The following is a 20242-nucleotide window of genomic DNA, read 5'->3' as shown; positions in this document are numbered from 1 at the left end:
CCATGCACCCACCTCCGCAGTCTGTTCAACGTCCCTGCGGAAGTGGATGCGTGCACACTGAGGTTTGGATGCACGATCTCGATCCGGACATTCAGCGGCGGGCCGAAGAAATTGTCGGTCACACCTTCGCCAATCCCGCCATTCTCAGCGAGGCGCTGACGCACGCGTCCGTCGCCGAGCATCGCGTGCAATCCAACGAACGCATGGAGTTCTTCGGCGACGCCATTCTCGGCGCCGTCACCTGCGAGTACCTGTTCCACAACTACCCCGAATACCTCGAAGGCGAACTGACGAAGATCAAAAGCGCCGTCGTCAGCCGCAAAGTCTGCGCGATGATCGCCGACCAACTCGGCCTCACCGAACTGCTCAAGCTCGGCAAGGGCATGTGCGGGCGCGATCAACTGCCGGCGAGTCTGGCGGCGGCGGTGTACGAATCGATGGTGGCGGCGATCTATCTCGACGGCGGGTTCGAACCGGTACGGCGATTCATCCTAGAGCACATGCAACCGATCATCGCCGAAACCGCCGCCTCGACGCATCAGCAGAACTTCAAGTCCGTCCTGCAGCAGCATGCCCAGAAGCACTTGTCGGAATTACCTTCGTACATCCTGCTCGACGAGAAGGGCCCCGATCACAGCAAGTGCTTCCAGGTCTGCGCTCAAATCAGCGGCCGTCGCTACCCCGCCGCGTGGGGCTCCAACAAGAAGGAAGCCGAGCAACAGGCGGCGCTGCTCGCCCTGGCCGAACTCGGCGTCGTCGTCATCGGCGAAGACGGCACCGCCACCGTGCAGGACCCGGCGCCGGCGGGGTAAATGGTGATGTGTTTCTCACCTCTCCCTCCGGGAGAGGTCGGCCCGCAGGGCCGGGTGAGGGTGGCTGCGAATACGGATGACATCCGATTCGAAGCGCGCCATACTCCGTATCCACCCTCACCCCAGCCCTCTCCCAGAGGGAGAGGGAGTAAGAGCATCGCAAACTTGCGCATCAAATAGGCAACTGCCTACCCAATGGTCAGAAGGTTTTTCTTTCTCGCGTCGGGTTTGAAATTAGAGATTGATCGCGATGGATTCAACCTTAATTGGTTGCTAAAACTTTCTCATGCTCACCCTTGCCATGATCCTCGACAACCCCGGCGAGCAGCCGCATCAGACGCGCTATCGCGACCCGCGCCTGCTTCGCCAGCTCGGCTACTCCGACATCATCATCTATCCCACGACCGGCCTCTCCGGCCTGCTCGGGCCGCAGACGCTCAGCTCCAATGATCTTCGGCAATGGGTCACCGAACAGTACGACGGCGTGCAGAAGACCGTCGACGACGCCAAGGCGGCGGGCCTGGGCGTGTGGCTCATCTATGACGCGCCGAGTCTGGCGGAGGAACTGGTCGGCTCGGCGATGACGTGCATCAATCATCGTCCGCCGATGCTTTGTCCGGCGAGCGACGAACTTCTCGAGATGAGCGGCGAGTGCCTCGACGCGCTGGTCGGCCGACTTGATCCCGTCGACGGCATCGTGCTGCGCCTCGGCGACAATGACGCCGCGAAGGTGCCTTACCTGATCGGCAATGACATCTATTCGCCGCATTGCAGCCGCTGCTCCAACATGGGCCGGGCCGATCGGCTCGTGCGATTCATCAACTACTTCTACGGCCTCGTCGTCGGCAAGCTCAATCGCAAGCTCATCGTCCGCGCCTGGAACGTTCGGCCGGGCGGAATGCACGACAACGCCGAGCTGTGCGGGCGCGTCGTCGAGCAGCTTCCCAAGGACGATCGCCTGATCCTCTCGTTCAAGTTCACGCAGACCGATTTCTGGCGCTATCAGCAGTGGAACCCCAGCAGTCTCGTCTGCGGCGACCGGCCGATCATTTACGAGCTTCAGTGCCAGCGGGAATTTGAAGCCAAGGGCGCCGTGCCGAACTATCAGCCGCCGCTCTGGCGCGACGGGATGGAGGAAGTGGCGGACGCGATGGGTCTTGCCACGGTGAGCGACAAAGTGAATCTGGCGGGGTTGTGGGCATGGGTGCGCGGCGGGGGATGGCGCGGGCCGTACATCGGGATGGACAAGGAAGTATGGATCGACGCCAACGTCGTGGCCGTGCCCAAGCTCGCCGCCGACCCCAAGGCGCCGTCCGATGCGCTGGCCCGCTCGTGGGTGCGCGAGCGGCTGGGCATCGAAGATGAAGCGACCGCCGAATCAATTCTTCAAGTGCTGCGCGATTCGCCCAGGAACGTGCTGGAGATGTTCTACATCGCCCCCTACGCCCGGAGCCGCAAGGACCCGTGGCATCCCTCGGCCCACTTCATTCAGGACGACCAGATCGACGCCGAAGCGGCATGGACCATCATTCAGCGCCTCGGCGATCGCGAGCTCGACGACCTCGTCAACGAGAAGAAGGCCGCCGAGCAGCGACTGGCCGAGGACAGCCGGGCGATCGCGCGCATCGCCCCGCGCTTGAGCGAGCCGCTCGGGTCCGTGCTGCCCTTGAGTCTCGAATATGCCCACACGCTCGCGCAGACGCTCACCGCGCTGCTCACCGGCCTCGTCGCGTACCGGCGTTACCTTCGCCGGCCCGATCCGACGCTGGCCAAACAGGCGGTGGCGAACATGCAGGAGTGCCAGAAGCGCTGGCTCCACCATACCCAGTCCGTCTCCAGCCACCGCAGCGCCCCGACGCCCTTCGCCTCCGACACGCTTTTTGACGTCACCCAGCGCGTGCTCGACCATCTCATGGCGCAGGAAATCGCTTGACATGACCCTCCGTTTAGCGAAGCCGCTTGCGGCCTGCTTTTCCAATTCCTGTTAAACTGCCGCCGTGAACGTCGGTCGTCTGCATCGTGTGTTGCGCCTGTTGACGTTGCTTCAGAGCGGTTGCCGCATGAATGCCGCGGAGCTCGCGCGCGAATTGAACGTCAGCCGCCGCACGCTCTTCCGCGATCTGAACATGCTCGAAGCGGCGGGCATTCCCTACCTGTTCAGTCACGATGACGGCTACAAGGTCGCGCCAAGTTTCTTCCTGCCCCCGATGAACCTCAAGGTCAGCGAGGCGATGGGGCTGATGATGCTCGCCAAGACCGCCGCCGCGCAGAAGCCCGCCCCGATGACCGCGCCGGCGATCGATGCGGTGCGCAAGCTCATCGCGCTCATGCCCGCGCCGATCCGCGATGTGACGAGCGAGATGATGAGCCGCGTGTCCGTCCGCCCCGGTTCGCTCAGCGCCGCCGATCACGAGCACGACGCCTACGCCGATCTTCAAAGCGCCATCGATCAGAATCGCGTCGTGAGCATGCGATATCTGAGTCTTTTCGAAGGCGGGGAAATCGACGAGCGGATCGAGCCGTATCATCTGCACTTCGCCGCGCGGGCGTGGTATGTCATCGGACGAAGCCGCACGCACAAGGATATCCGCACCTACAAGCTCGGCCGCATCCGCGCGATGACACTCGAGCACGCCACATTCAAGCCCGACACGAAGTTCACGATCGACGGCTATCTCGGCAAGGCGTGGTCGCTGATTCCCGAGGGCAAGGTGCATCGCATCGAGTTGGAGTTCACGCCCAAGGTCGCCGCCAACGTGTCCGAAGTCAGATGGCACCCCACGCAGCAGCATCAGATGCTCGACGACGGGCGATGCCTCATGACTTTCGAAGTCGACGGGCTGGGCGAAATCTCCTGGTGGCTGCTCGGCTACGGCGATCAGGTCCTCGTCCGCAAGCCCGCCGAACTGCGCCGCCGCCTCGTCGAGGTGTATCAGTCCGCGCTCAATCGCAATCGTAAGGCCGCCGCGTCATGAGAGCCGTCGTCTGCCGTGTCGATCACGCCGCCGTGAGCGTCGATGACAAGATCGTCGGGCGCATCGATGCCGGGTTGCTCGTTTACGTCGGCGTCATCGAGGGCGACACGGAGCGCGAAGCGACCTGGCTCGCCGACAAGCTGCTGGCCCTGCGCATCTTCAATGACCAAGCCGGCAAACTCAATCGCTCCGTTGTCGACATCGCCGGCGGCATCCTGCTGATCCCCAATTTCACACTCGCCGGTCGCACGCAGAAGGGCACCCGCCCGAGTTTCTCCGACGCCGCCCGCTCTGAAATCGCCTCGCCTCTCTTCGACTTCATCGCCCGACGCTGCGTCTTGTCCGTCCCCACCGCCACCGGCGTTTTCGGCGCTCACATGCTCATCGACGCCCGCTTCAACGGCCCCGTCACGCTTGTCGTCGACACGCCATAAGTACTCGCATTGTCCGCCCTGACGCGTGAATCTGTGACGCCTGTAACGTCTGGGTCATGATGCGATCGTCGGTTTGTGCAGAAAATACGCGCGTTCCATTTGTGAGAATTGCACTTGAATCGTATCTCATGGGTGTACGCCCGGCAGAGGCCCGTGGGCGCCGCCGGTATCTTTTGAGAGGATCATCCATGAAGCTCGCCGTGAAAATTGCATTCGGACTTGCCCTGTCGATGGGTTCGGCCGCTTACGCGCAAAACAGCGCTTCAGACGCCCTCGACAATCAGATGCTTCTGGGCATCGATAAAACGAACGGCAACTACCTTCAGTACAACTTCAGCGCCCAGACGCTCAACACCGTCGGCCAGGTCAAGACCAGCGACAACACCGTGCTGACCGGCCTGGAAGCGGCGGCTTACTTCGACGGGTTCCAGACCATGTACGCCCTCTGGAACAATCCCGCCGATTCCAAGAACAAGCTTGTCTACATCAACGTCTTCACCGGCGCCGCCACGATCGTCAAGTCCGACGTCGAAGGCGGCCTCTTCACCGGCGCGGTCGGCATTCATGATGCGACGCATCCTTACGTCGTCTACGCCCTCCAGATCGAAAAGGTCAAACCGCCCGCCACGATCTCCGGTCTCATCAACATCAACCCCAACAACTCCAACGCCAATGAGTTCTCGTGCACGACGCCCAACGGCACGTTCACGCGCGACAACCTCAAGGACGCCTCGAATCTGTCCAGCGACGGCACGTACTATCAGGGCGACGCCACCCTCGTGCATGTCAAGCCCAAGGGCAACGGTAATCAGAACGGCGTCCTGCTCGACGGCAAGGAATTCGCCTTACAGAACTCCAACACCTACGACTTCGCTGGAACGATGAAGGTCCGCGTCTACAACGACCACGTCAACGGCAATGGCAAGGCGATGGGCAAATGGTGGATCAGCATCACCGAAGGCACCGTCATCGTGAACAACGATGTGCAGGTCGAAACGCCCAACCGCATTGCGTCTGTGAACCAGATCACCGGCGAAGTCACCGAGATCATGACGCTCTCGCACAAGTATCACGGCCTCGCGTCGACGGACGGCGTGATGTTCTACACGCATCTGGGCAATGACCTTTACAAGATCGACACCGCCGCCATGACCGAAACGAAGATCGACACGATGGCCGTTACCGAAGCGGCGGACATGGAATTCGTCGGGTCATACATGATGACCTACGACATTTCGACGATGACGCTCGGCCCGGTCGATCACACCAACGCACACAAGCTCGACACCTTCCATTACTACAACACCGGCAAACTGGGGGTCACGCTCTACACCCCGGTTTCCGCCATGCCCATCGGGCCGCTCTTCGACTGAACGCCCGACTGATCCCGTGTGCTCCGAGAATCAGTCCCGCGGATATTTCAGACCAGCATGCGAAGGCAACCTTCGCTACACTGCTCTGAATGTTCACGGGACTGATTCAGTTTGTGGGACGCGTCGTCGAGCGCCGGGCGAATCTCGGCGGTGTTCGTTTGCTCATTGATGCGGCGGGCTGGTCGTACAAGCCGGCGCACGGGGAGTCGATCGCCGTCAGCGGGGTGTGCCTCACGCATGCCCCGGCGGCGGGGGAGTCGCCGGGCGTACTGGCATTCGATGTGATTCACGAAACGCTGGGCAAGACGACGCTGGGCGACCTGGCCGCCGGCTCGCGCGTCAATCTCGAATCCTGCCTGACGCCGACGTCGCACATCGGCGGGCACTTCGTGCAGGGGCACGTCGATCGCGTCGCGAAGATCACCGACATTCACACCGCCGGCGACGATTATCGCATCACCATCGCCACCGACGCCGACTTCTTCCGCTACGTGATTCCCACCGGTTCGATCGCCGTCGACGGCGTGAGTCTGACGATCGCCCGCATCGATTCGGACGCGAAGACGTTTGCCGTCGCGCTGATTCCCACGACGCTGCAATTGACCACGCTCGGCGACCGCAAGGCCGGCGACCGGGTGAATCTCGAAGCGGATGTGCTCGTGAAAGCGGTCGTGCACAATCTGCCGCAGACCAAATGATCTCGTAATTGTCGTTGAGCGATGCCGCTTTTTACCTTGAGCCCGTCGAACGGGCGGCGTGCTGTGCCCTACGCCGCGATATCCATCATCAGCGCCGTCAAATCATCGCGCTGATGCAACGAGCCCGACTGCACATCAAGCTTCTGCTCCAGCGCAGCCAGCGCTTCGCTGAGCGTGCCGTGGCGCAGCATCTGAAGCTCATCCATGTACCGGTCATCGACTGCTTTTTCACCCGTGCCGAACGCGACTTCAAATCCATCGGAGTAGATCAGCAGGCGATCGCCCGGAGCCAGGTCGCGTTCAAGCAGGTCAAAGGATTCATCCTCGAACACGCCCAGCAGCGGACCCTGCGGTTCGAGCGGCTCGACCCGGCCATCGTGCGTGAGCAGCAGCGGGGCGGGGTGACCGGCGCGGGCGAGTTGGAGCCGGCGCGTCGTGGTGTTGAAGATCCCGTAACACGCCGTGCAGAACTGCACGGTCGTCGATTGCCGAAGCAGCAGTTCGCGATTGAGCCGGGCCAGCGCTGCGTCGGGCGTCTGCATTCCCTGACCACGTCGCTCAAAATCCCGGCGCGCCAGCGAGTTTTTGATGTACATCGTCAACAGCGCCGCCGGAACACCGTGTCCCACTGCGTCAGCGACATAGAAGCCCAGGTGATGGTCGTCGATCTGCGTCACATCGTAAATGTCCCCGCTGACGTAACCGGCCGGCCGGAACAGAACGTCAAACGCGATGCCGTCAAGCTTCGGCAAAGTCTGCGGGAGGAACTGCCGCTGAAGCCGCGAGGCCATGCGCAGCTCTTCATCGAGCTTGTCGATCTGGCCGCGCAAGCCCTGATGATGGCGCTGCGTGATCGCCAGTTCGTGCTTGAGCGGCGTGATCATCTGCCCGCAGCACATCAGCGACTGCAACATGCTCAGCAGTACGTTGACCGGCGCCTCCGGCGGGGCCGCCAGCACGCCTTCGGTGATGCACGTATGCGGCGCTCGCGTGTCGCCGACGCGACTGAGCATCGTCGGCAGATGCCACGGCCCCAGCACCCCGAGCGTGCGATACACCGCCGCCCGTTCCACCGATTGGCCCGCATAAACCCACGCCGCATCAAAATTCGAGAATAGCCCGTCCAGCGCGGACAGATCCTTGGGCTCCATGTATCTCAATTTCGGGCGCGCTTCCCCGGGCCACTGCGACAAGACCGATTTCGCCAGCGCGTCGGCCGCACGAAAGTCTTCGCTCTCGCAAATCAATAGCAACTGACCCACGCGCGCCGGCTCCCCTCGCAGACGGATTCACCCAATACCGCTTGAGTATTGATCGGCTCACGGTGAGAGCCGCTTAAGCTCGTCCACCGGCAGATCCAGCCGATCCCCTTCATGAATCCCCAGTTCCGCCGCTCGCCCGCCGTTGAGCTCGACGGCGAATTGCGCGGGCCAATAGCTCGAATAACTCGGCGGAAGCGCATCCCCCTTGTCCGGCACGGTCATGGTCCGAATCGATACGACGCGGCCGGTCGAATCCGTGAAAATCACGTCGATGGGAATCAGGCAGTTCTTCATCCAGAAATCGCGCACCGCCGCGTCCTTGAACACGAAGATCATCCCCGCATTCGCATCCAGCGTCGCCCGCTCCATGAGCCCGTGCTCGATCTGCGCCTCCGTCAGCGCCAGTTCGAGGGAGATCGTCTGGCCCCCGAGCGTGACCTGAATCTTGTCCGGCGGCGCGGTTGGCGTCTCCTTGCAGCCGACGAGCAACAGCAAGAGGGCGAGCGTCGTGAGTTTCATTGCATGAGCCATTGCTCATCCTTTTGCGTGTACGTCACCGCTTCGTGCGGCAGCCGATCGATCTCGAATCGTTCCATGAACGTCGCCGCCGACATCGGCTCGCGCTCGCCCCCTCCGCACCAATGGGCCATCAGTCCGATGATCCGTTCGGGCGTCACGCCGCGCTGCCGGTAAGTGACGACGCGCGTGTCGCCGTGCCGTTTGGCCAGCCGCCGACCATCTTCGCCGAGCACCAACGGCAGGTGATAATACTCCGGCTCCGGCGCGATGCCCAGCAGTTTCCGCAGCAGCATCTGCCGCGGCGTCGAACTGATGAGATCGTCGCCGCGCACAATGTGCGTGACCCGCTGGGCCGCATCATCGACGACCACGGCAAGCTGATACGCCGGCAACCCCGCCTTCGTCGCGATGACGAAATCGCCGATGGATTGATGGATATTGAACGTCTGAGCGCCTGCGAAAAGATCGGTAAAACGCGTGGCTTCATCGGGCGTGTACACGCGCCATGCGATCTCCGTCGTCGCCGGGTCGTACGCAATCGCTTCGCCTTCGTGACCGCGGCACGTGCCCGGATAGCGCAGTTCGTGCTCATCGCCATGCGGCGCCGACTGGGCCGACTCGATCTGCGTCCGTGTGCATCGACACGGATATACCGCGCCGATCTTCGCCAATTCATGCATCGCCGCCCAATACGGTGACAGGTCTTGCCGCTGATACGTCGGTCCTTCGTCCCAGTCGATGCCGAGCCATGCCAGCACGTCCATCGCCTCGCGATCCGCCCCGCGCTTGACGCGCGGACCGTCCAGATCCTCGATGCGCATGACGATCTTCCATCCGTTTCGCCGCGCCATTGCCCAGTTGATCAAAAACGTGCGCACGTTGCCCAGATGCAGCGCGCCCGTCGGCGAGGGAGCCAGTCGTGTGCGAAGTTCGTTCACGCGAGTATCATACCGCCATGACCTCACGCACCGATGCCCCATTGCGAATGGCCATGCTCATCAGCGGCGGCGGCCGCACCATGCTCAACATCGCCGACCGCATCGACGCCGGCAAGCTGAACGCGACGATCGAACTTGTCATCGCCAGCCGCCCCGACGCCGCCGGCATCGAACGCGCCAAACAGCGCGGCCTGCATGTCGAATTGGTCGCCCGCAAACAGTTCGCTGACGTGCAGGCGTTTTCCGATGCGATCTGGTCGCTGGTTCGTCCGCATCATATTGACCTCGTCTGTCTTGCCGGGTTTTTGTCGCTTCTGCGCATTCCGGATGATTTTGCCGGTCGCGTCATGAACATTCACCCGGCGCTGCTTCCCCAATATGGCGGCAAGGGCATGTACGGGCATCACGTTCACGAGGCCGTCGTCGCCAACCATGAAACCGAAACCGGCTGCACCGTTCACCTCTGCGACAACATCTACGATCACGGCCCCGTCCTCGTCCAACGTCGCTGCCCCGTCCTGCCCACCGATACCCCCGACGATGTCGCCGCCCGCGTTTTCGAGCAGGAATGCCTCGCTTATCCGGAAGCGATTCAGAAGTTCATCGATCGGCGCCGCTCTTAAACAACCCGCCGCATCGGCCCGTAGTACGATCGCCCCGGCCATGCGAATGTCATCCATGAAGAAAAACACAGCCGAGGGCGGCTGTGCCACAGCTTTCGATTCGAGCTTGCCTCAATCCCGCAGCGTCGCGCCCAGTTCGTCGCGCAGTTTGCCGATGACCGACTGCATCTGCCCGCTGACTTCGTCATGCTCAAGCGTACGACTCGGGTCGCGGAAGGTCATGCGCAGCGTCACGGATTTGCGGCCCTTCTCAATTGGTTTGCCCCGATACACCGTCACGAAATTCACCGTTTCGAGGAGCGCCGGCTTCGCCTCGCAAATCGTCTTCTCGATCGCCGCCCAGGCCGTCGCTTCCTCGACGATGACGGAAAGGTCGCGTTCGATCGCCGGATAGCGCGGCAGTTCGCCCACCGTCGGCTGGGCAGGGTACGCGCTGACCACGCTCGGGTAATCCAGTTCCGCAAGCACGACCGGCGTTTGCAGATCGAACGATTTCAACATCGCCGCCGACACGAGCCCGTACATGCCGATGACGCGCTTCGCATCGCGGGCGTCGATGACCGCCGCCGCCGGCGCGGCCCACGTGGGCGTCATCGGCGCTTCGATGATACGGTAGCGATTGGTCATGCCGACCGAGACGAGCAGTTCCTCGATCGTCCCGCGCATCGCACGCATCGCCTCCGCGGGTTTCTCGGCGTCGGCGAGCAGTGCGAGCCGGCGCGACTCGACAAAGCCGGCGTCGTTGGCGGCGAACGTCTGACCGATTTCGAAGAGTCTCACGTTGTGATTTCCCGCATCCTGATTTGTCTTCCGGCACGCCAGCAGACTTGCCAGCAGACTCGGCCGCAGGGCGGGCTCGGCTTTCTTCTTTTCCTCGTCCACCTTGAGCACGGTCAAACCATCCGCGAACGCCTCGGCCTGACTCGTCGGCAAAAAGCTGAACGTGATTGTCTGACAGAATCCGTGCGCGACCAACACCGACGCGACGCGCTTCCGCGCTTCGATCATCTGCTGCGGCGGCCGCGCAGTGACGTGTATCTTCTGTTCGACCGGCAGGTGGTCAAACCCGTGCAGCCGGGCGATCTCTTCAATGAGATCGACCTCGCGCGACAGGTCGAGTCGGTGCGACGGAATCGTGCAGGCGATCAGCCCTTCCTCAAGCTGCGGCGACAGTCCGAGCCCGCCCAGAATCCGCACCATCAGCGGCGCGGGAATTTCCAGACCCAGCAGGGCATTGCACCGGTCGGGCCGGAGCGTGACGATCGCCGGCATCGGTGCCGGACCGCCGACCGTGATGACCCCGTCGGCGAGTTTGCCGCCGGCCAGTTCGACGATCAATTGCGCCGCTCGCCGACTTGCCCGCTCGATGCCTTCCTGATCGATGCCGCGCTCAAAGCGATAGCTCGAATCGCTCGCCAGCTTCATCGACCGACTCGTCGACCGTACATTCAATGGGGCGAACCGGGCCGACTCGAGCAGGATGTCCGTCGTGCTGTCGCTCACCTCGCTGTCGAGTCCGCCCATGATCCCCGCGATCGCCACCGGTCGATCGGCGTCGGCGATGACGAGCATCGTGTCGCGCAGCTTGTGCCTGGACCCGTCGATGGCGGTGAACGATTCGCCGCTGGTGGCGCGGCGGACGACGATGCGCTTGCCCGCCAGCTTGTTCATGTCAAAGGCGTGCAGCGGCTGACCCATTTCGTGAAGCACGAAGTTGGTGATGTCGACGACGTTGTTGACGGGGCGAAGACCAATGGCGGCCAGACGCTGCTTAAGCCAGTCGGGCGACGGGCCGATCTTCACACCGCGGATGACCCGGGCGGTGTAGGTGAGGCAAAGTTCGGGCGCGTGGTTCTCGACGCTCGTGAGCGAGAGCACATCGGTGGCGTCGGACTTGGGCAGGTCGATGCGGGGCGTGCGGAGCGTGCGGCCGGTCGCGGCGGCGATCTCGCGCGCGACGCCGATGTGGCTCAGGCAGTCGGACCGATTGCTGGTGACTTCGACATCAAGCTGCTGATCGCCGTCGACGGGTTCGATGCCGTCGAGCGGGAAGCCCACGTTGGTGAGCACGCGCTCCGCCTCCTCCGCGTCCACCGGGCGATCCAGGTAAGTATTCAACCACGCAAGACTGATTTTCATAAGGGCTCCAGGCCGGATTCATCGTGTTCGCACCGCACAGTGTACCGGCCCGACGCGGCTACTCAAGCGAAGCATCCGGTGAGCGATTAAACTACGTTTCATGATCCGCCGCACATTCATCGCCTTGATCGTCATCCTCGCCGCCGGATGCGCGACGCGGCAGGCCTTGCGCGATGGCGATCCTTTTCCGATGCCATTGACCATCGAATTACGCACGATCACCGCCGATCATCGATATGCCTACTACATTCTCGACGAGTCGGGGACGCTCCACTTTGCCGGCGGTCGCGACGCCGGCGTCAAAAACGCCGCCCCCGCCGGGACGCTCACCGACGAACAGAAGGCCCAGCTCTGGCGCCTCATCGACACCGGCAAGCTGCTCGACGCCAAGGGGTCCGGCCCGTTCGAGGAGGGTCAGAACGTGCGATATGAACTGTCCATCACCACCGGCTCGCATCACGCCTCGTATCGCGCGATCGACGACACCGTGCCGGGCCTCGCCGACCTCGACGCCGCCCTGTTCAAAATGCAGGGCGACCTGCGCTACAAGACGCTCTTCAAACCGATCGACGAAACCATCCGCAAATCCGGCGGGGCTGTCAAAAAAGAGTGACCCGCCTCGCCGGTCACGCAAATCGCTTCAAACTCAAGAATCCAATTGGCAGTTCCGTCGCGTCGCGCATCGCAAGGTCCGCCAGCGCTTCGCCCATGACGCTTGCGAACTTGAACCCGTGCCCGCTGAAACCCGCGGCAAAAGTCACGCGTTCGTGATGCGGATGCTGATCGATGATGAAATGCTCATCGCTGCTGAGCGTGTACATGCACGTCTTCATCTGACGCACCGGCCCGACAAGCGACGGCACATATCGCCGCAGCGCCGGCAGAAAATCGTCCGCATCGGCGTCATGCGTCTGGCGGTCGATCGTGTCGGGCGTCGTCGTCGAGCCGTGATGATGATGCGCCGACTTGACGCCGGTGTCGCCGGGCATCTGCGGGAACCCGTAGTAAAGCCCGTTGCCCGCCTCGTTCTCGATCGCCCAGCAGGGAAAGCGCCCAATCTTGAAGGTTTCCACTTCCGGGGGCTGCGTCCAGCCGAGAATCTGACGCGTCACGCGCAGCGGGAGGTTCAGATCGGCGAGCAGCTTCGATGACCACGCCCCGGCCGTGACGATCAGCTTGTCGGCATGAAATGTACGCTCGGATGTTCGCACCGTCACGCCGTTCGCATCCCCAGTCCAGTCCAGCACGGGCGTGTTGTCATGAATCGTCGCGCCATGTTCCTGCGCGAGCCGGGCATAGGTTTCGATGATGTTCTCACACAACAAGGCGCCGCACATCGGTTCGAACAAGCCGACATGATCGGCGGGCAGTGTGAACATCGGGTATCGCGCGGCGAGCTGTTCGTGCGTCAACAGCTCATGCGGCAGTTTGAATTGTCGCGCCGCCGCCAGCGAACCGGCGATGAACGGGCGATCGGGCGGCCCCATGTAAATGCCGCCGGTGATGTGCAGCAGCTTCCGGCCGCTCGCTGCCTCGAGGTCCGCCCAGCGTTCGTACGCCCGCAGCAGCAGGGGGACGTAGTCGGGGTGTTCGTAGTACGCCTGTCGAATCAGGCGGGTGTGCCCGGTGGTGGAGCCGAGCGTGTGGGCGATGGGAAATTGTTCGAGGCCGAGCGTGCGGATGCCGCGGCGGGCCAGTTCATAGCACGTCGACGACCCCATCGCGCCGACGCCGAGGACGATGACCTCGAATGAGTCGCCCATCCGTCTGACCTCCGCTTCAGTCTTCGTCCATCTGCGCCCAAGTCGGATGCTGCCGCTTGGGGCCCAGCGCCTCCGCTCCGACGCGCCCGCTGCGCATCGCCAGCACCGCCTCCGCGAATTTCAGATCGTCCGGCACCGTGATCTTCACATTCAGCGCATCGCCTATCACCGCCGCGACGGGTTCGCCCATCGCTTCAACCAGGCCCGCATCGTCCGTGATCTTCGAAGCGTCGAGCTTGCCGGCGCGGATTTGCTCATATGCCCGCTCGATCAACGACCGCTCAAACACCTGCGGCGTCTGAATCAGCCAAAGTCCCTCCCGCGGCACCGTCTCGACGACGCGAAACGCCTCCACCACCGTCTTCCCTGCCGACCCGAGTATCGCATCCAGCGGGTCCGGCGCTTCGTTTGGTGGCATCGCCTGTCCTTCGATGCGCTTGATCGTCGCGCTGACGGGGACGGCGGGGATCACGGCCGCGTGTGACTCGGCGGCTTTGAAGGCGCGGTCGATCATCGCAGCATCGCTGACCGGCCGCGCCGCATCGTGAACCGCGATGTGCGTGATGTTGTCATCGAGAGCCGAGAGGGCATTGAGCACGGTTTCCCATCTCTCCTTGCGTCCTCCCGCGACGATCTTCACGCCGAGCATGCCCAGTTTGTCCGCCCATTTGAATTTGAACGTGTCGACCTTGTCGGGATCGACGGCGATGATGATCTGCTTGACGTTGGGCCGGCCCGAAAACAACTCGACCGCGCGGACCAATACAGCTCGTCCGCCGAGGTTCGCTTCGAGCTTCGAGCCCGACGCACCGAAACGCTTGGACTGCCCCGCGGCGGGAAGGATGACGGCGATGTTCATGCCCCAAGCATAGACCATCGCCGCCGCCGACCGCAACCGACGCCGCCGGTCGCCTTCGTGCAGGACGTTGCCTAGAATCAGCCATTGCTCTTTGACAACTGGGGCCGACCGGTATCGACCGGACAGGGAAGGTATGTTGTGGCGCGTCGAGGTGTACGTTGGCCTCGTAAAACCACGTACAAAACTTTAAATGCCAACGACAATGTCGCTGGTCGGATCGGCTTCGCGCCGGCCCGCCTCGCCGCCTAAGATGCGGTGACATTCGCCGCCAAGTCGCCTGAGCGCGGCTGCGAGTGCAAAGCAATCAGGATCGTCCAAGAGCGGCGTCAAAGCGCTGGCGGACTAAAAAACACTTTGACTGCGGCAATGCAAACGCTGTCGATGGCGGCTGCATCGCCCAAGACCAAAACACCGACTACACGCGTAGAAGCACCATGCTGACTGTCTCGGGACGGGGGTTCAATTCCCCCCGGCTCCACTGATATATCTACTGTATTGTCAGTAGTTTGTAATTCTTCTCGTTCCCGATTCGGCGCGATTCGGGTAGCGCTTGGTAGCGCAAAAACGCGGTCGGTAGCGCTGTTGTGCCGCGCCTTTTGCCGCGCGTTCTCGGCGGGCTCATTTTCGCCGACAGCTTGGGCGAACAGATGATCGGGTACAGCGTTCGCGTAGTGCCGCCGGCTCACGCGCTGGCCATGCCCAAGCCATAGGTCGACGACGTATTCGGGATAGCGTTCGCGCCATTCGCGGGCGAGCGAGCGGCGTAGCGATTGCCACAAGTCAGCCCACAACGTCACGCCGGCGGCGTTGGCGATCGACTTCACGCGACGGCGTACCGCACCCTTGCCCCTGATGGTGACAAGATGCGTCTGTCCCTCTGGCGCCGCATCGAAAGCTTCACGCAAGATCGTCATCAACCGCGGCTCGATCGGCGTGACGCGCGATTCGTGACCCTCGTGCCGTTCCGTCTTCGGCGATCGCACCGTCAGCCGCCCAAGCTCCCAATTCACGTCAGCCCACGTCAGCAGATGCGTTTCGCTCGGAACGCGTAAGCCGGCGTACCTGGCCAGCCCAAACAGCAACTTCCATTTGTGATCCGGTGATGCGGCGATCATTTTGTCGATGGTCGCCGGCGCAACGTAGACGTCTGCATTCTGGCTCTTTGTTGTGCCGCTGGTGAGCAAGTCGAACGGGTTTGCGTTGACCATCTGGCGGGCGAGTGCTTCGCCGAAGATCGTCTTCGCGTTGCCGATGTGAATGCCGACCGTGGAACGGCTCAACTCCAAGCCGGCAAGGTAGCGGTTGAACCCCTGCACGCCGACACGATCGATCTTCGTCAATGGCATGTCGTCATCAAAGTGAGCCAGTAGCTTCGTCTTCGTCTGCTCAAGCTTGCGAACGCTCTCCGGCTTCATGCTGCCTTTGCGTTCGTCGATGTACCGGTCGAGCCATTCGGACAGCGTTACGCCGCGCGTGCCGCCGACAAGCCCGGCCGACGCGAAGCGGTTTCGCATGTCGTCGCCGACTTGCGACACCCACGCCGTCAACTCTGGCGATAGCGGACGGTGAAGCTCCACGGCGGACAAGATTGCTTCGACCTTTTGTTGCACGTCTACCGCCTGCCCCTCGCTCACACGTCCCAAGCGAATCGTCTTGCGTTGGCCGGCGTCATTGAAGAATTGCACCGCAAAGCAACGCCGACGCTTTCCATAACGGTAGATGCTCGCCATGTGTTTGCCTTTCACGCCGCTTGGTTAAGACTGCAATACAGGTTAGCCGATTGCTTGCGTTTCGTCAACTATCGCCGCCGCTTCGCAAGCTTCAATTCCAGGCCCAACGCCTTCGCGATCGCTTCCGCCGTGTCCAGCCGCGGCGACACGTCGCCGGCCATCAGGCGGGTTATCTGCGACTGGAACACGCCGGCGGCCTTCGCGATCTGATATTGCGTCATGCCGCGGCGTTCGGCGGCGACGATGGCGGCGCGGAGTTGGTCGGCGAGCGGCTTGTTTGAGGTGGATTTCACGCATTTGCCCCTATGGCTTGCACAGCTTGCATGGCTTCAAGCCCGCATCGATTGCCTGGTCGCGTTCACTAAACATCTGTGTTTGCAAGTCGAACGCTGGCCGCCTATGGCATCCCGGCTTATGACATATTGACGCTGAAGGCGCGGCAACGTACGTCGTTGGTCTTCCGTCAGCGTGTGCCATTAGCGATCGACAGCCGTCCTTCGTAACAAAGTAAAAATGTGACGAGCCACTTGCGAATTCTTCGCCATGCTCGCCTGATAGCTCCATCTTTCGGAGCGCATCAGCGAAGTAATTTACCGTTGCTCCAACAGTCTTGCACGCCCACTTCGCAACCGCCCTCGTCGATGACAAGCTGAGGGTATCGCGCTGGTGGATTTTCAGATCGTCAGTCCGCACAAGCTTTCGGTTTCGTAGCCACTTTATGATATTCGATGGCTCGGCCGCGATTGTTTCAGGTCGCCTGTGAACAATCGCGTTTCTCAAGTTGATGAGTTGTGCAAGGTCTTGGAACGGGGCGCGTCCCTTGTCGATGGTCTGATTTGCGAGTATTGCAAATATAATTTCGAGCTTCGTCATCGTCGGCTCGCGATCGCAAGCTTGCAATAGGTTACATAGCATTATCACTCGATTGCTTCTTGGCGGTATTTGATCGCTCTCGATCGGTCCAGCGTCATGCTGCAAATCGTTAATCCATGCTTCGATTGCCGCTACCGAAAACACGACGGCAATGGTTGAATCGATTTTGAGCGGTTCATCGTCAGGAGCATCGGCGGGGATATTGTCACATGCACGTCGCGCCACCTGCATGAGCATTCCAGTCGTCTTTATTGTCCATCTTGACATGACAAGATGTTATCAGAATCGGCCAACTTACATTATCCAGAGGCCGGCTTTTGCTTCGTCGCCGGCGTCGCCTTCTCCCCCATCTGCCGCAACACGACGTCGCTGACGTGAAACGTCCCCCGCTTCGCCGGCCGATTTGCCGCCGGCTTACCCTTGTGCTGGCGAGGATAGTAGATCATGGTCAAATCCCCAATAAGGAAAAGTCGGCGTCGTAGAACACCTTTTCGACATATGCCGATCGCGGAATCTGTACCGGCTCATGCGCCGTCGAGTCGATGTCGGAAACATAGTAAACCCACAAGTAATCCCATCCATCCTTAGTTGTGACAGTGATGTCGCCGATCGGAATGTCGGTTCGTGTGAGACTGACGGCGAAGCTGAATTTGATTTCCCAATCGCCCTTTTTCTTGCGCTTCGACCCGCTGGCTCCGGTAAACAGCACTTCGCCGGCGGCGTGTCCGCGGAAGCTCGCGGCGTTCACCTTGCCGACCAGCGACGCGATCGTGTTCTTGTAGCTCTCATCGACGTCGCCGTCGTCGATGATATGCGTTTCCGAAAAGCTGAATTTCGGCTGTATGATGTCAACGCCGTCGACCTTGCCGTCGACGACGTTGATCGCGCCTTTGAAGTCGGGCGCGCCAGTTCCGTATTTTGTGGTCGACAAGCTGTGCGTGATCCGCAACGCTTCGCCGCTGATGTCGAAGTCATACGACGACGATCCGACTTCCTCAAGCTCGTTGACCGTGTACGACACGAACCCTTCAAACGCGCCGGCGATCGATTTGATTTCTTCAACGCGGCACGATTCATCGTCGCGAACAAGGCCTGCGAATGTCGTCGGCGATCCGGCTAGCAACGCCGCACGCGCCGCCGCGGAATCATGGTCGCCGCCGCCATCGACGGCCCCTTGAATTAAGTAGACCTGTTCGCCAGATGAGCCGGAAAGCTGGCGGCCGTACCGTTCTTCAACTGTGATCGCCATGCGTCACCCTCAAGCAAATTTTGGAGCGTTCGCCACGATCGCGCGTTCGATGCGACCGAGCTTGTCGACCGTCGCTTCTGCCGCCTTCGCCGCCCGTTCTTGCAATCGCGCGATGCGCCCTTGCGTGTCCAGTCTGCGGACGCCGAACGCGTTGAATGTGCCCGTCGTCTTCGCCGCCGTTGTCGCGATCGCAGCCGGGCCGCCGACGGGCAACTTGATCGGGCTCGAAGTCACTGTCGTGGACTTGTCGACGGCGGATCGCTTGCGAGCGTTGGTCAGTTCGTCTTTGTACGCTGCTTGCGCCTTCGCCAGATTGGCCAGCGAGGCTGCAAGCTCGCTGTCGGCGTTGGCGCCGATCGCCCCCGTCGCCCCAGCCGCCAGGTTCGTAATGTTTGCGTTTGCCGTCGCCCGCTGGTTGCTGATGTCTGCAAGCCGGCGATCGCGGTCAGCCGTCGCCGCGGCGACGCCGGCGGATTCCCGGCGGCGGATGCCCTGCTCGCGGGCGGCCGTCTGCTGATCGATCAAGGCGATTGCCTTGTCGGTGTCGAAGGTGTCGTCGATGAGCCCGCGAAGTTGCAGCAGCTTCTTTGCGACCCATCCGGTCGTTTCGTTCCAGATGCTTTGCACACTCGCCGACAGTGACGACCATGCGGCCGCCATCGCCGAAGTGACTTCGACCCAAATCGATTGCAGGCCCGACCACGAATCAACCAGCGCCGACGCCACGCCTGCGGCGATGTCGACGGCGGTCGTCAGCATGAATACCTTGAATTGCGACCAGTACCCTTGCAAGGCCGTGATCCCGCGGGCCCACTCCAACTTGAGCAACGCCCACAATACGGCCGCGGCGGCGCTGATGTCGCCCGCAGACAATGCCGCCTTGATCGCTTCAAACGCGTTAACAGCGTCATCGCGTAGCACGCCGAAGACTTCCGACCCCTTCGACACGGCCGCGTCGATCAAGCCGAAGTAGGACGCAACGTAGACGCCAAGCGATGCAACGGCGGCGATGACCAAAGCGATCGGCGACAGCATCGCACCGATGGCCGCCGTCACGCCGCCGACGATCGATCCGACGGTCGTCAGGATCGTCGCCAGGCCGCCCATCGCTGACCCGGCGAAGATAATCAGCCCGCCGACGGCGACGATCGCCGTGCCGACGGCGACGACGCCCGCGGCGATCTTGGCGATCATGGCGATAAGCGGGCCGTTTGCGTCGACCCACTTGATAAACTTCGCCGTGATGCCGGCCGTCTTCGTCAGTAGTTCCGTCAGCACAGGCGCCAGCGCCCCGCCGATGCCGAAGACAAGGCGATCGACGACGCGTCGCATCAGGTTCATGGCGTCCGTCAACGCCGCGGCGTCTTTGCTCGCCTTCGTGCTGACGGTCAATCCGAATTCGCGGGCTTCGGCAGTCAACGCCTCCATACCCTTGCGGCCGCCGGCAAGCAGCGGGATAAGCTCTTGCCCCGACTTGCCGAAAATCTTCATCGCGACCGCGGCGCGCTTGCCGTCGTCGGGGATGGATGCCAGGCCGTCGGCGATCCGCTTCATCTGTTCATCCGGCGACTGGCCGGCCAGGGCTTCGGCGGACAAGCCGACTTCACGCAATGCGTCTTTCGATTCGCCAAGACCGTTGTTTGCGTCGTTTATTGTCCGCTGCATTCCCTTGATGCCCTTTTCGAGCGAGTCAAGGTTGCTTCCCGACTGTTCTGCTGCGAAGCTCAGTTCCGACAGGTTTTCGACGGTGATGCCTGTTCGCTGCGACATCTTGTCGAGCACGTCGCCCGACGCGGCGAATTGCTTCGTCGCGTACAGAATCGGCCCCAGCACAGCCGCCCCGGCGGCTGCGATCCCGGCGCCAATCGTCGCGACCGACTTGCCCCACGCCTTCAACTGTTTGCTTTGCTTGTTGAGCGTGCGGATCAACGCCGAATCGTCGCCGAAGATTCGGACGTAGGCGCGGCCGGCTTCGATGGATTTTCCAGATGGCAT

Annotated in this window: 18 protein-coding genes and 1 other RNA gene; 9 read left to right on the top strand and 10 right to left on the bottom strand. The window is 62.0% G+C overall.

All coding sequences use genetic code 11. The features are described 5' to 3' along the window. Positions 1-68 precede the first annotated feature (68 nt). From rnc to GC162_19665, 6 genes are all read left to right on the top strand, one after another. Positions 69-812 (top strand): ribonuclease III, encoded by a 744-nt coding sequence (gene rnc, locus GC162_19690; GenBank protein ID MBI1370862.1) that lies wholly within the window; start codon positions 69-71, stop codon positions 810-812. A gap of 286 nt (positions 813-1098) precedes the next feature. Continuing rightward, entirely contained in the window at positions 1099-2745 is a 1647-nt protein-coding gene (locus GC162_19685) for a hypothetical protein (GenBank protein ID MBI1370861.1), read from the top strand. Positions 2746-2809: 64 nt separating this feature from the next. Then, on the top strand, positions 2810-3787 hold the full coding sequence (locus GC162_19680; GenBank protein ID MBI1370860.1) for a WYL domain-containing protein: 978 nt from the start codon (positions 2810-2812) through the stop codon (positions 3785-3787). Next, positions 3784-4221, top strand: coding sequence for a D-tyrosyl-tRNA(Tyr) deacylase (locus tag GC162_19675; GenBank protein ID MBI1370859.1), 438 nt, complete (start codon positions 3784-3786; stop codon positions 4219-4221). The genes GC162_19680 and GC162_19675 overlap by 4 nt, the downstream gene beginning before the upstream one ends. A 188-nt stretch (positions 4222-4409) precedes the next feature. Further along, a complete protein-coding gene (locus GC162_19670) occupies positions 4410-5594 on the top strand; it encodes a hypothetical protein (protein MBI1370858.1) in 1185 nt (394 codons plus the stop codon). A gap of 89 nt (positions 5595-5683) precedes the next feature. Continuing rightward, a complete protein-coding gene (locus tag GC162_19665; protein MBI1370857.1) occupies positions 5684-6292 on the top strand; it encodes a riboflavin synthase in 609 nt (202 codons plus the stop codon). A gap of 68 nt (positions 6293-6360) precedes the next feature. Here the strand turns inward: GC162_19665 and GC162_19660 are convergent, their stop codons facing one another. The 3 genes from GC162_19660 to GC162_19650 form a co-directional block, all read right to left on the bottom strand. Beyond that, the gene (locus tag GC162_19660) at positions 6361-7443 is read right to left on the bottom strand and encodes a SpoIIE family protein phosphatase (protein MBI1370856.1); all 1083 of its coding nucleotides are present in this window, start codon (positions 7441-7443) and stop codon (positions 6361-6363) included. Between the two features lie 168 nt (positions 7444-7611). Next, a complete protein-coding gene (locus GC162_19655; protein MBI1370855.1) occupies positions 7612-8085 on the bottom strand; it encodes a DUF192 domain-containing protein in 474 nt (157 codons plus the stop codon). Continuing rightward, the gene (locus GC162_19650) at positions 8070-9053 is read right to left on the bottom strand and encodes a tRNA glutamyl-Q(34) synthetase GluQRS (protein MBI1370854.1); all 984 of its coding nucleotides are present in this window, start codon (positions 9051-9053) and stop codon (positions 8070-8072) included. Before GC162_19650 ends, GC162_19655 begins: the two co-directional genes overlap by 16 nt. Here GC162_19650 and purN point away from each other — a divergent pair. Beyond that, complete coding sequence (purN, locus tag GC162_19645) at positions 9029-9634, top strand: phosphoribosylglycinamide formyltransferase (GenBank protein ID MBI1370853.1); 606 nt, start codon at positions 9029-9031, stop codon at positions 9632-9634. The two genes, GC162_19650 and purN, sit on opposite strands and share 25 nt — an antisense overlap. Before the next feature lie 111 nt (positions 9635-9745). On the opposite strand, the gene pheT is transcribed toward purN, so the two are convergent. Further along, entirely contained in the window at positions 9746-11773 is a 2028-nt protein-coding gene (gene pheT / locus GC162_19640; protein ID MBI1370852.1) for a phenylalanine--tRNA ligase subunit beta, read from the bottom strand. A 100-nt stretch (positions 11774-11873) separates the two neighbouring features. On the opposite strand from pheT, the gene GC162_19635 reads away from it, so the two are divergent. Beyond that, on the top strand, positions 11874-12386 hold the full coding sequence (locus tag GC162_19635) for a hypothetical protein (GenBank protein MBI1370851.1): 513 nt from the start codon (positions 11874-11876) through the stop codon (positions 12384-12386). Between the two features lie 13 nt (positions 12387-12399). Here GC162_19635 and solA read toward each other — a convergent pair whose 3' ends face one another. Beyond that, positions 12400-13536: an N-methyl-L-tryptophan oxidase gene (gene solA / locus GC162_19630; protein MBI1370850.1), complete on the bottom strand. Its 1137-nt coding sequence runs from the start codon at positions 13534-13536 to the stop codon at positions 12400-12402. 16 nt (positions 13537-13552) lie between these two features. Beyond that, positions 13553-14413 (bottom strand): NTP transferase domain-containing protein, encoded by an 861-nt coding sequence (locus tag GC162_19625; GenBank protein ID MBI1370849.1) that lies wholly within the window; start codon positions 14411-14413, stop codon positions 13553-13555. An 82-nt stretch (positions 14414-14495) separates the two neighbouring features. Here GC162_19625 and ssrA point away from each other — a divergent pair. Continuing rightward, positions 14496-14876, top strand: a transfer-messenger RNA (tmRNA) gene (gene ssrA / locus GC162_19620). A gap of 1317 nt (positions 14877-16193) precedes the next feature. On the opposite strand, the gene GC162_19615 is transcribed toward ssrA, so the two are convergent. From GC162_19615 to GC162_19600, 4 genes are all read right to left on the bottom strand, one after another. After that, entirely contained in the window at positions 16194-16418 is a 225-nt protein-coding gene (locus GC162_19615; protein MBI1370848.1) for a helix-turn-helix domain-containing protein, read from the bottom strand. Positions 16419-16428: 10 nt separating this feature from the next. Next, complete coding sequence (locus GC162_19610; protein MBI1370847.1) at positions 16429-17265, bottom strand: hypothetical protein; 837 nt, start codon at positions 17263-17265, stop codon at positions 16429-16431. A 181-nt stretch (positions 17266-17446) separates the two neighbouring features. Next, positions 17447-18247 (bottom strand): hypothetical protein, encoded by an 801-nt coding sequence (locus GC162_19605; GenBank protein MBI1370846.1) that lies wholly within the window; start codon positions 18245-18247, stop codon positions 17447-17449. A 9-nt stretch (positions 18248-18256) separates the two neighbouring features. Beyond that, positions 18257-20242 carry a hypothetical protein gene (locus tag GC162_19600; protein ID MBI1370845.1) on the bottom strand — a complete coding sequence of 662 codons (1986 nt, stop codon included), beginning with the start codon at positions 20240-20242 and terminating at the stop codon, positions 18257-18259.

The organism is Planctomycetota bacterium (assembly GCA_016125255.1).
GTDB lineage: Bacteria > Planctomycetota > Phycisphaerae > Phycisphaerales > Zrk34 > RI-421.
Note: the sequence above shows the minus strand (reverse complement) of the source record. Positions and strands in the feature narration are given on the sequence as shown.

Excerpts from the sequence above, each read along its gene's own strand:
- GC162_19685 (MBI1370861.1), top strand. The coding sequence starts at position 1,099 with ATGCTCACCCTTGCCATGATCCTCGACAACCCCGGCGAGCAGCCGCAT.
- GC162_19670 (MBI1370858.1), top strand. The coding sequence starts at position 4,410 with ATGAAGCTCGCCGTGAAAATTGCATTCGGACTTGCCCTGTCGATGGGT.
- pheT (MBI1370852.1), bottom strand. The coding sequence starts at position 11,773 with ATGAAAATCAGTCTTGCGTGGTTGAATACTTACCTGGATCGCCCGGTG.
- GC162_19650 (MBI1370854.1), bottom strand. The coding sequence starts at position 9,053 with ATGGGGCATCGGTGCGTGAGGTCATGGCGGTATGATACTCGCGTGAAC.
- GC162_19675 (MBI1370859.1), top strand. The coding sequence starts at position 3,784 with ATGAGAGCCGTCGTCTGCCGTGTCGATCACGCCGCCGTGAGCGTCGAT.
- GC162_19660 (MBI1370856.1), bottom strand. The coding sequence starts at position 7,443 with ATGGAGCCCAAGGATCTGTCCGCGCTGGACGGGCTATTCTCGAATTTT.
- GC162_19635 (MBI1370851.1), top strand. The coding sequence starts at position 11,874 with ATGATCCGCCGCACATTCATCGCCTTGATCGTCATCCTCGCCGCCGGA.
- rnc (MBI1370862.1), top strand. The coding sequence starts at position 69 with ATGCACGATCTCGATCCGGACATTCAGCGGCGGGCCGAAGAAATTGTC.
- purN (MBI1370853.1), top strand. The coding sequence starts at position 9,029 with ATGACCTCACGCACCGATGCCCCATTGCGAATGGCCATGCTCATCAGC.
- GC162_19625 (MBI1370849.1), bottom strand. The coding sequence starts at position 14,413 with ATGGTCTATGCTTGGGGCATGAACATCGCCGTCATCCTTCCCGCCGCG.
- solA (MBI1370850.1), bottom strand. The coding sequence starts at position 13,536 with ATGGGCGACTCATTCGAGGTCATCGTCCTCGGCGTCGGCGCGATGGGG.
- GC162_19655 (MBI1370855.1), bottom strand. The coding sequence starts at position 8,085 with ATGGCTCATGCAATGAAACTCACGACGCTCGCCCTCTTGCTGTTGCTC.
- GC162_19600 (MBI1370845.1), bottom strand. The coding sequence starts at position 20,242 with ATGCCATCTGGAAAATCCATCGAAGCCGGCCGCGCCTACGTCCGAATC.
- GC162_19605 (MBI1370846.1), bottom strand. The coding sequence starts at position 18,247 with ATGGCGATCACAGTTGAAGAACGGTACGGCCGCCAGCTTTCCGGCTCA.
- GC162_19610 (MBI1370847.1), bottom strand. The coding sequence starts at position 17,265 with ATGTCAAGATGGACAATAAAGACGACTGGAATGCTCATGCAGGTGGCG.
- GC162_19665 (MBI1370857.1), top strand. The coding sequence starts at position 5,684 with ATGTTCACGGGACTGATTCAGTTTGTGGGACGCGTCGTCGAGCGCCGG.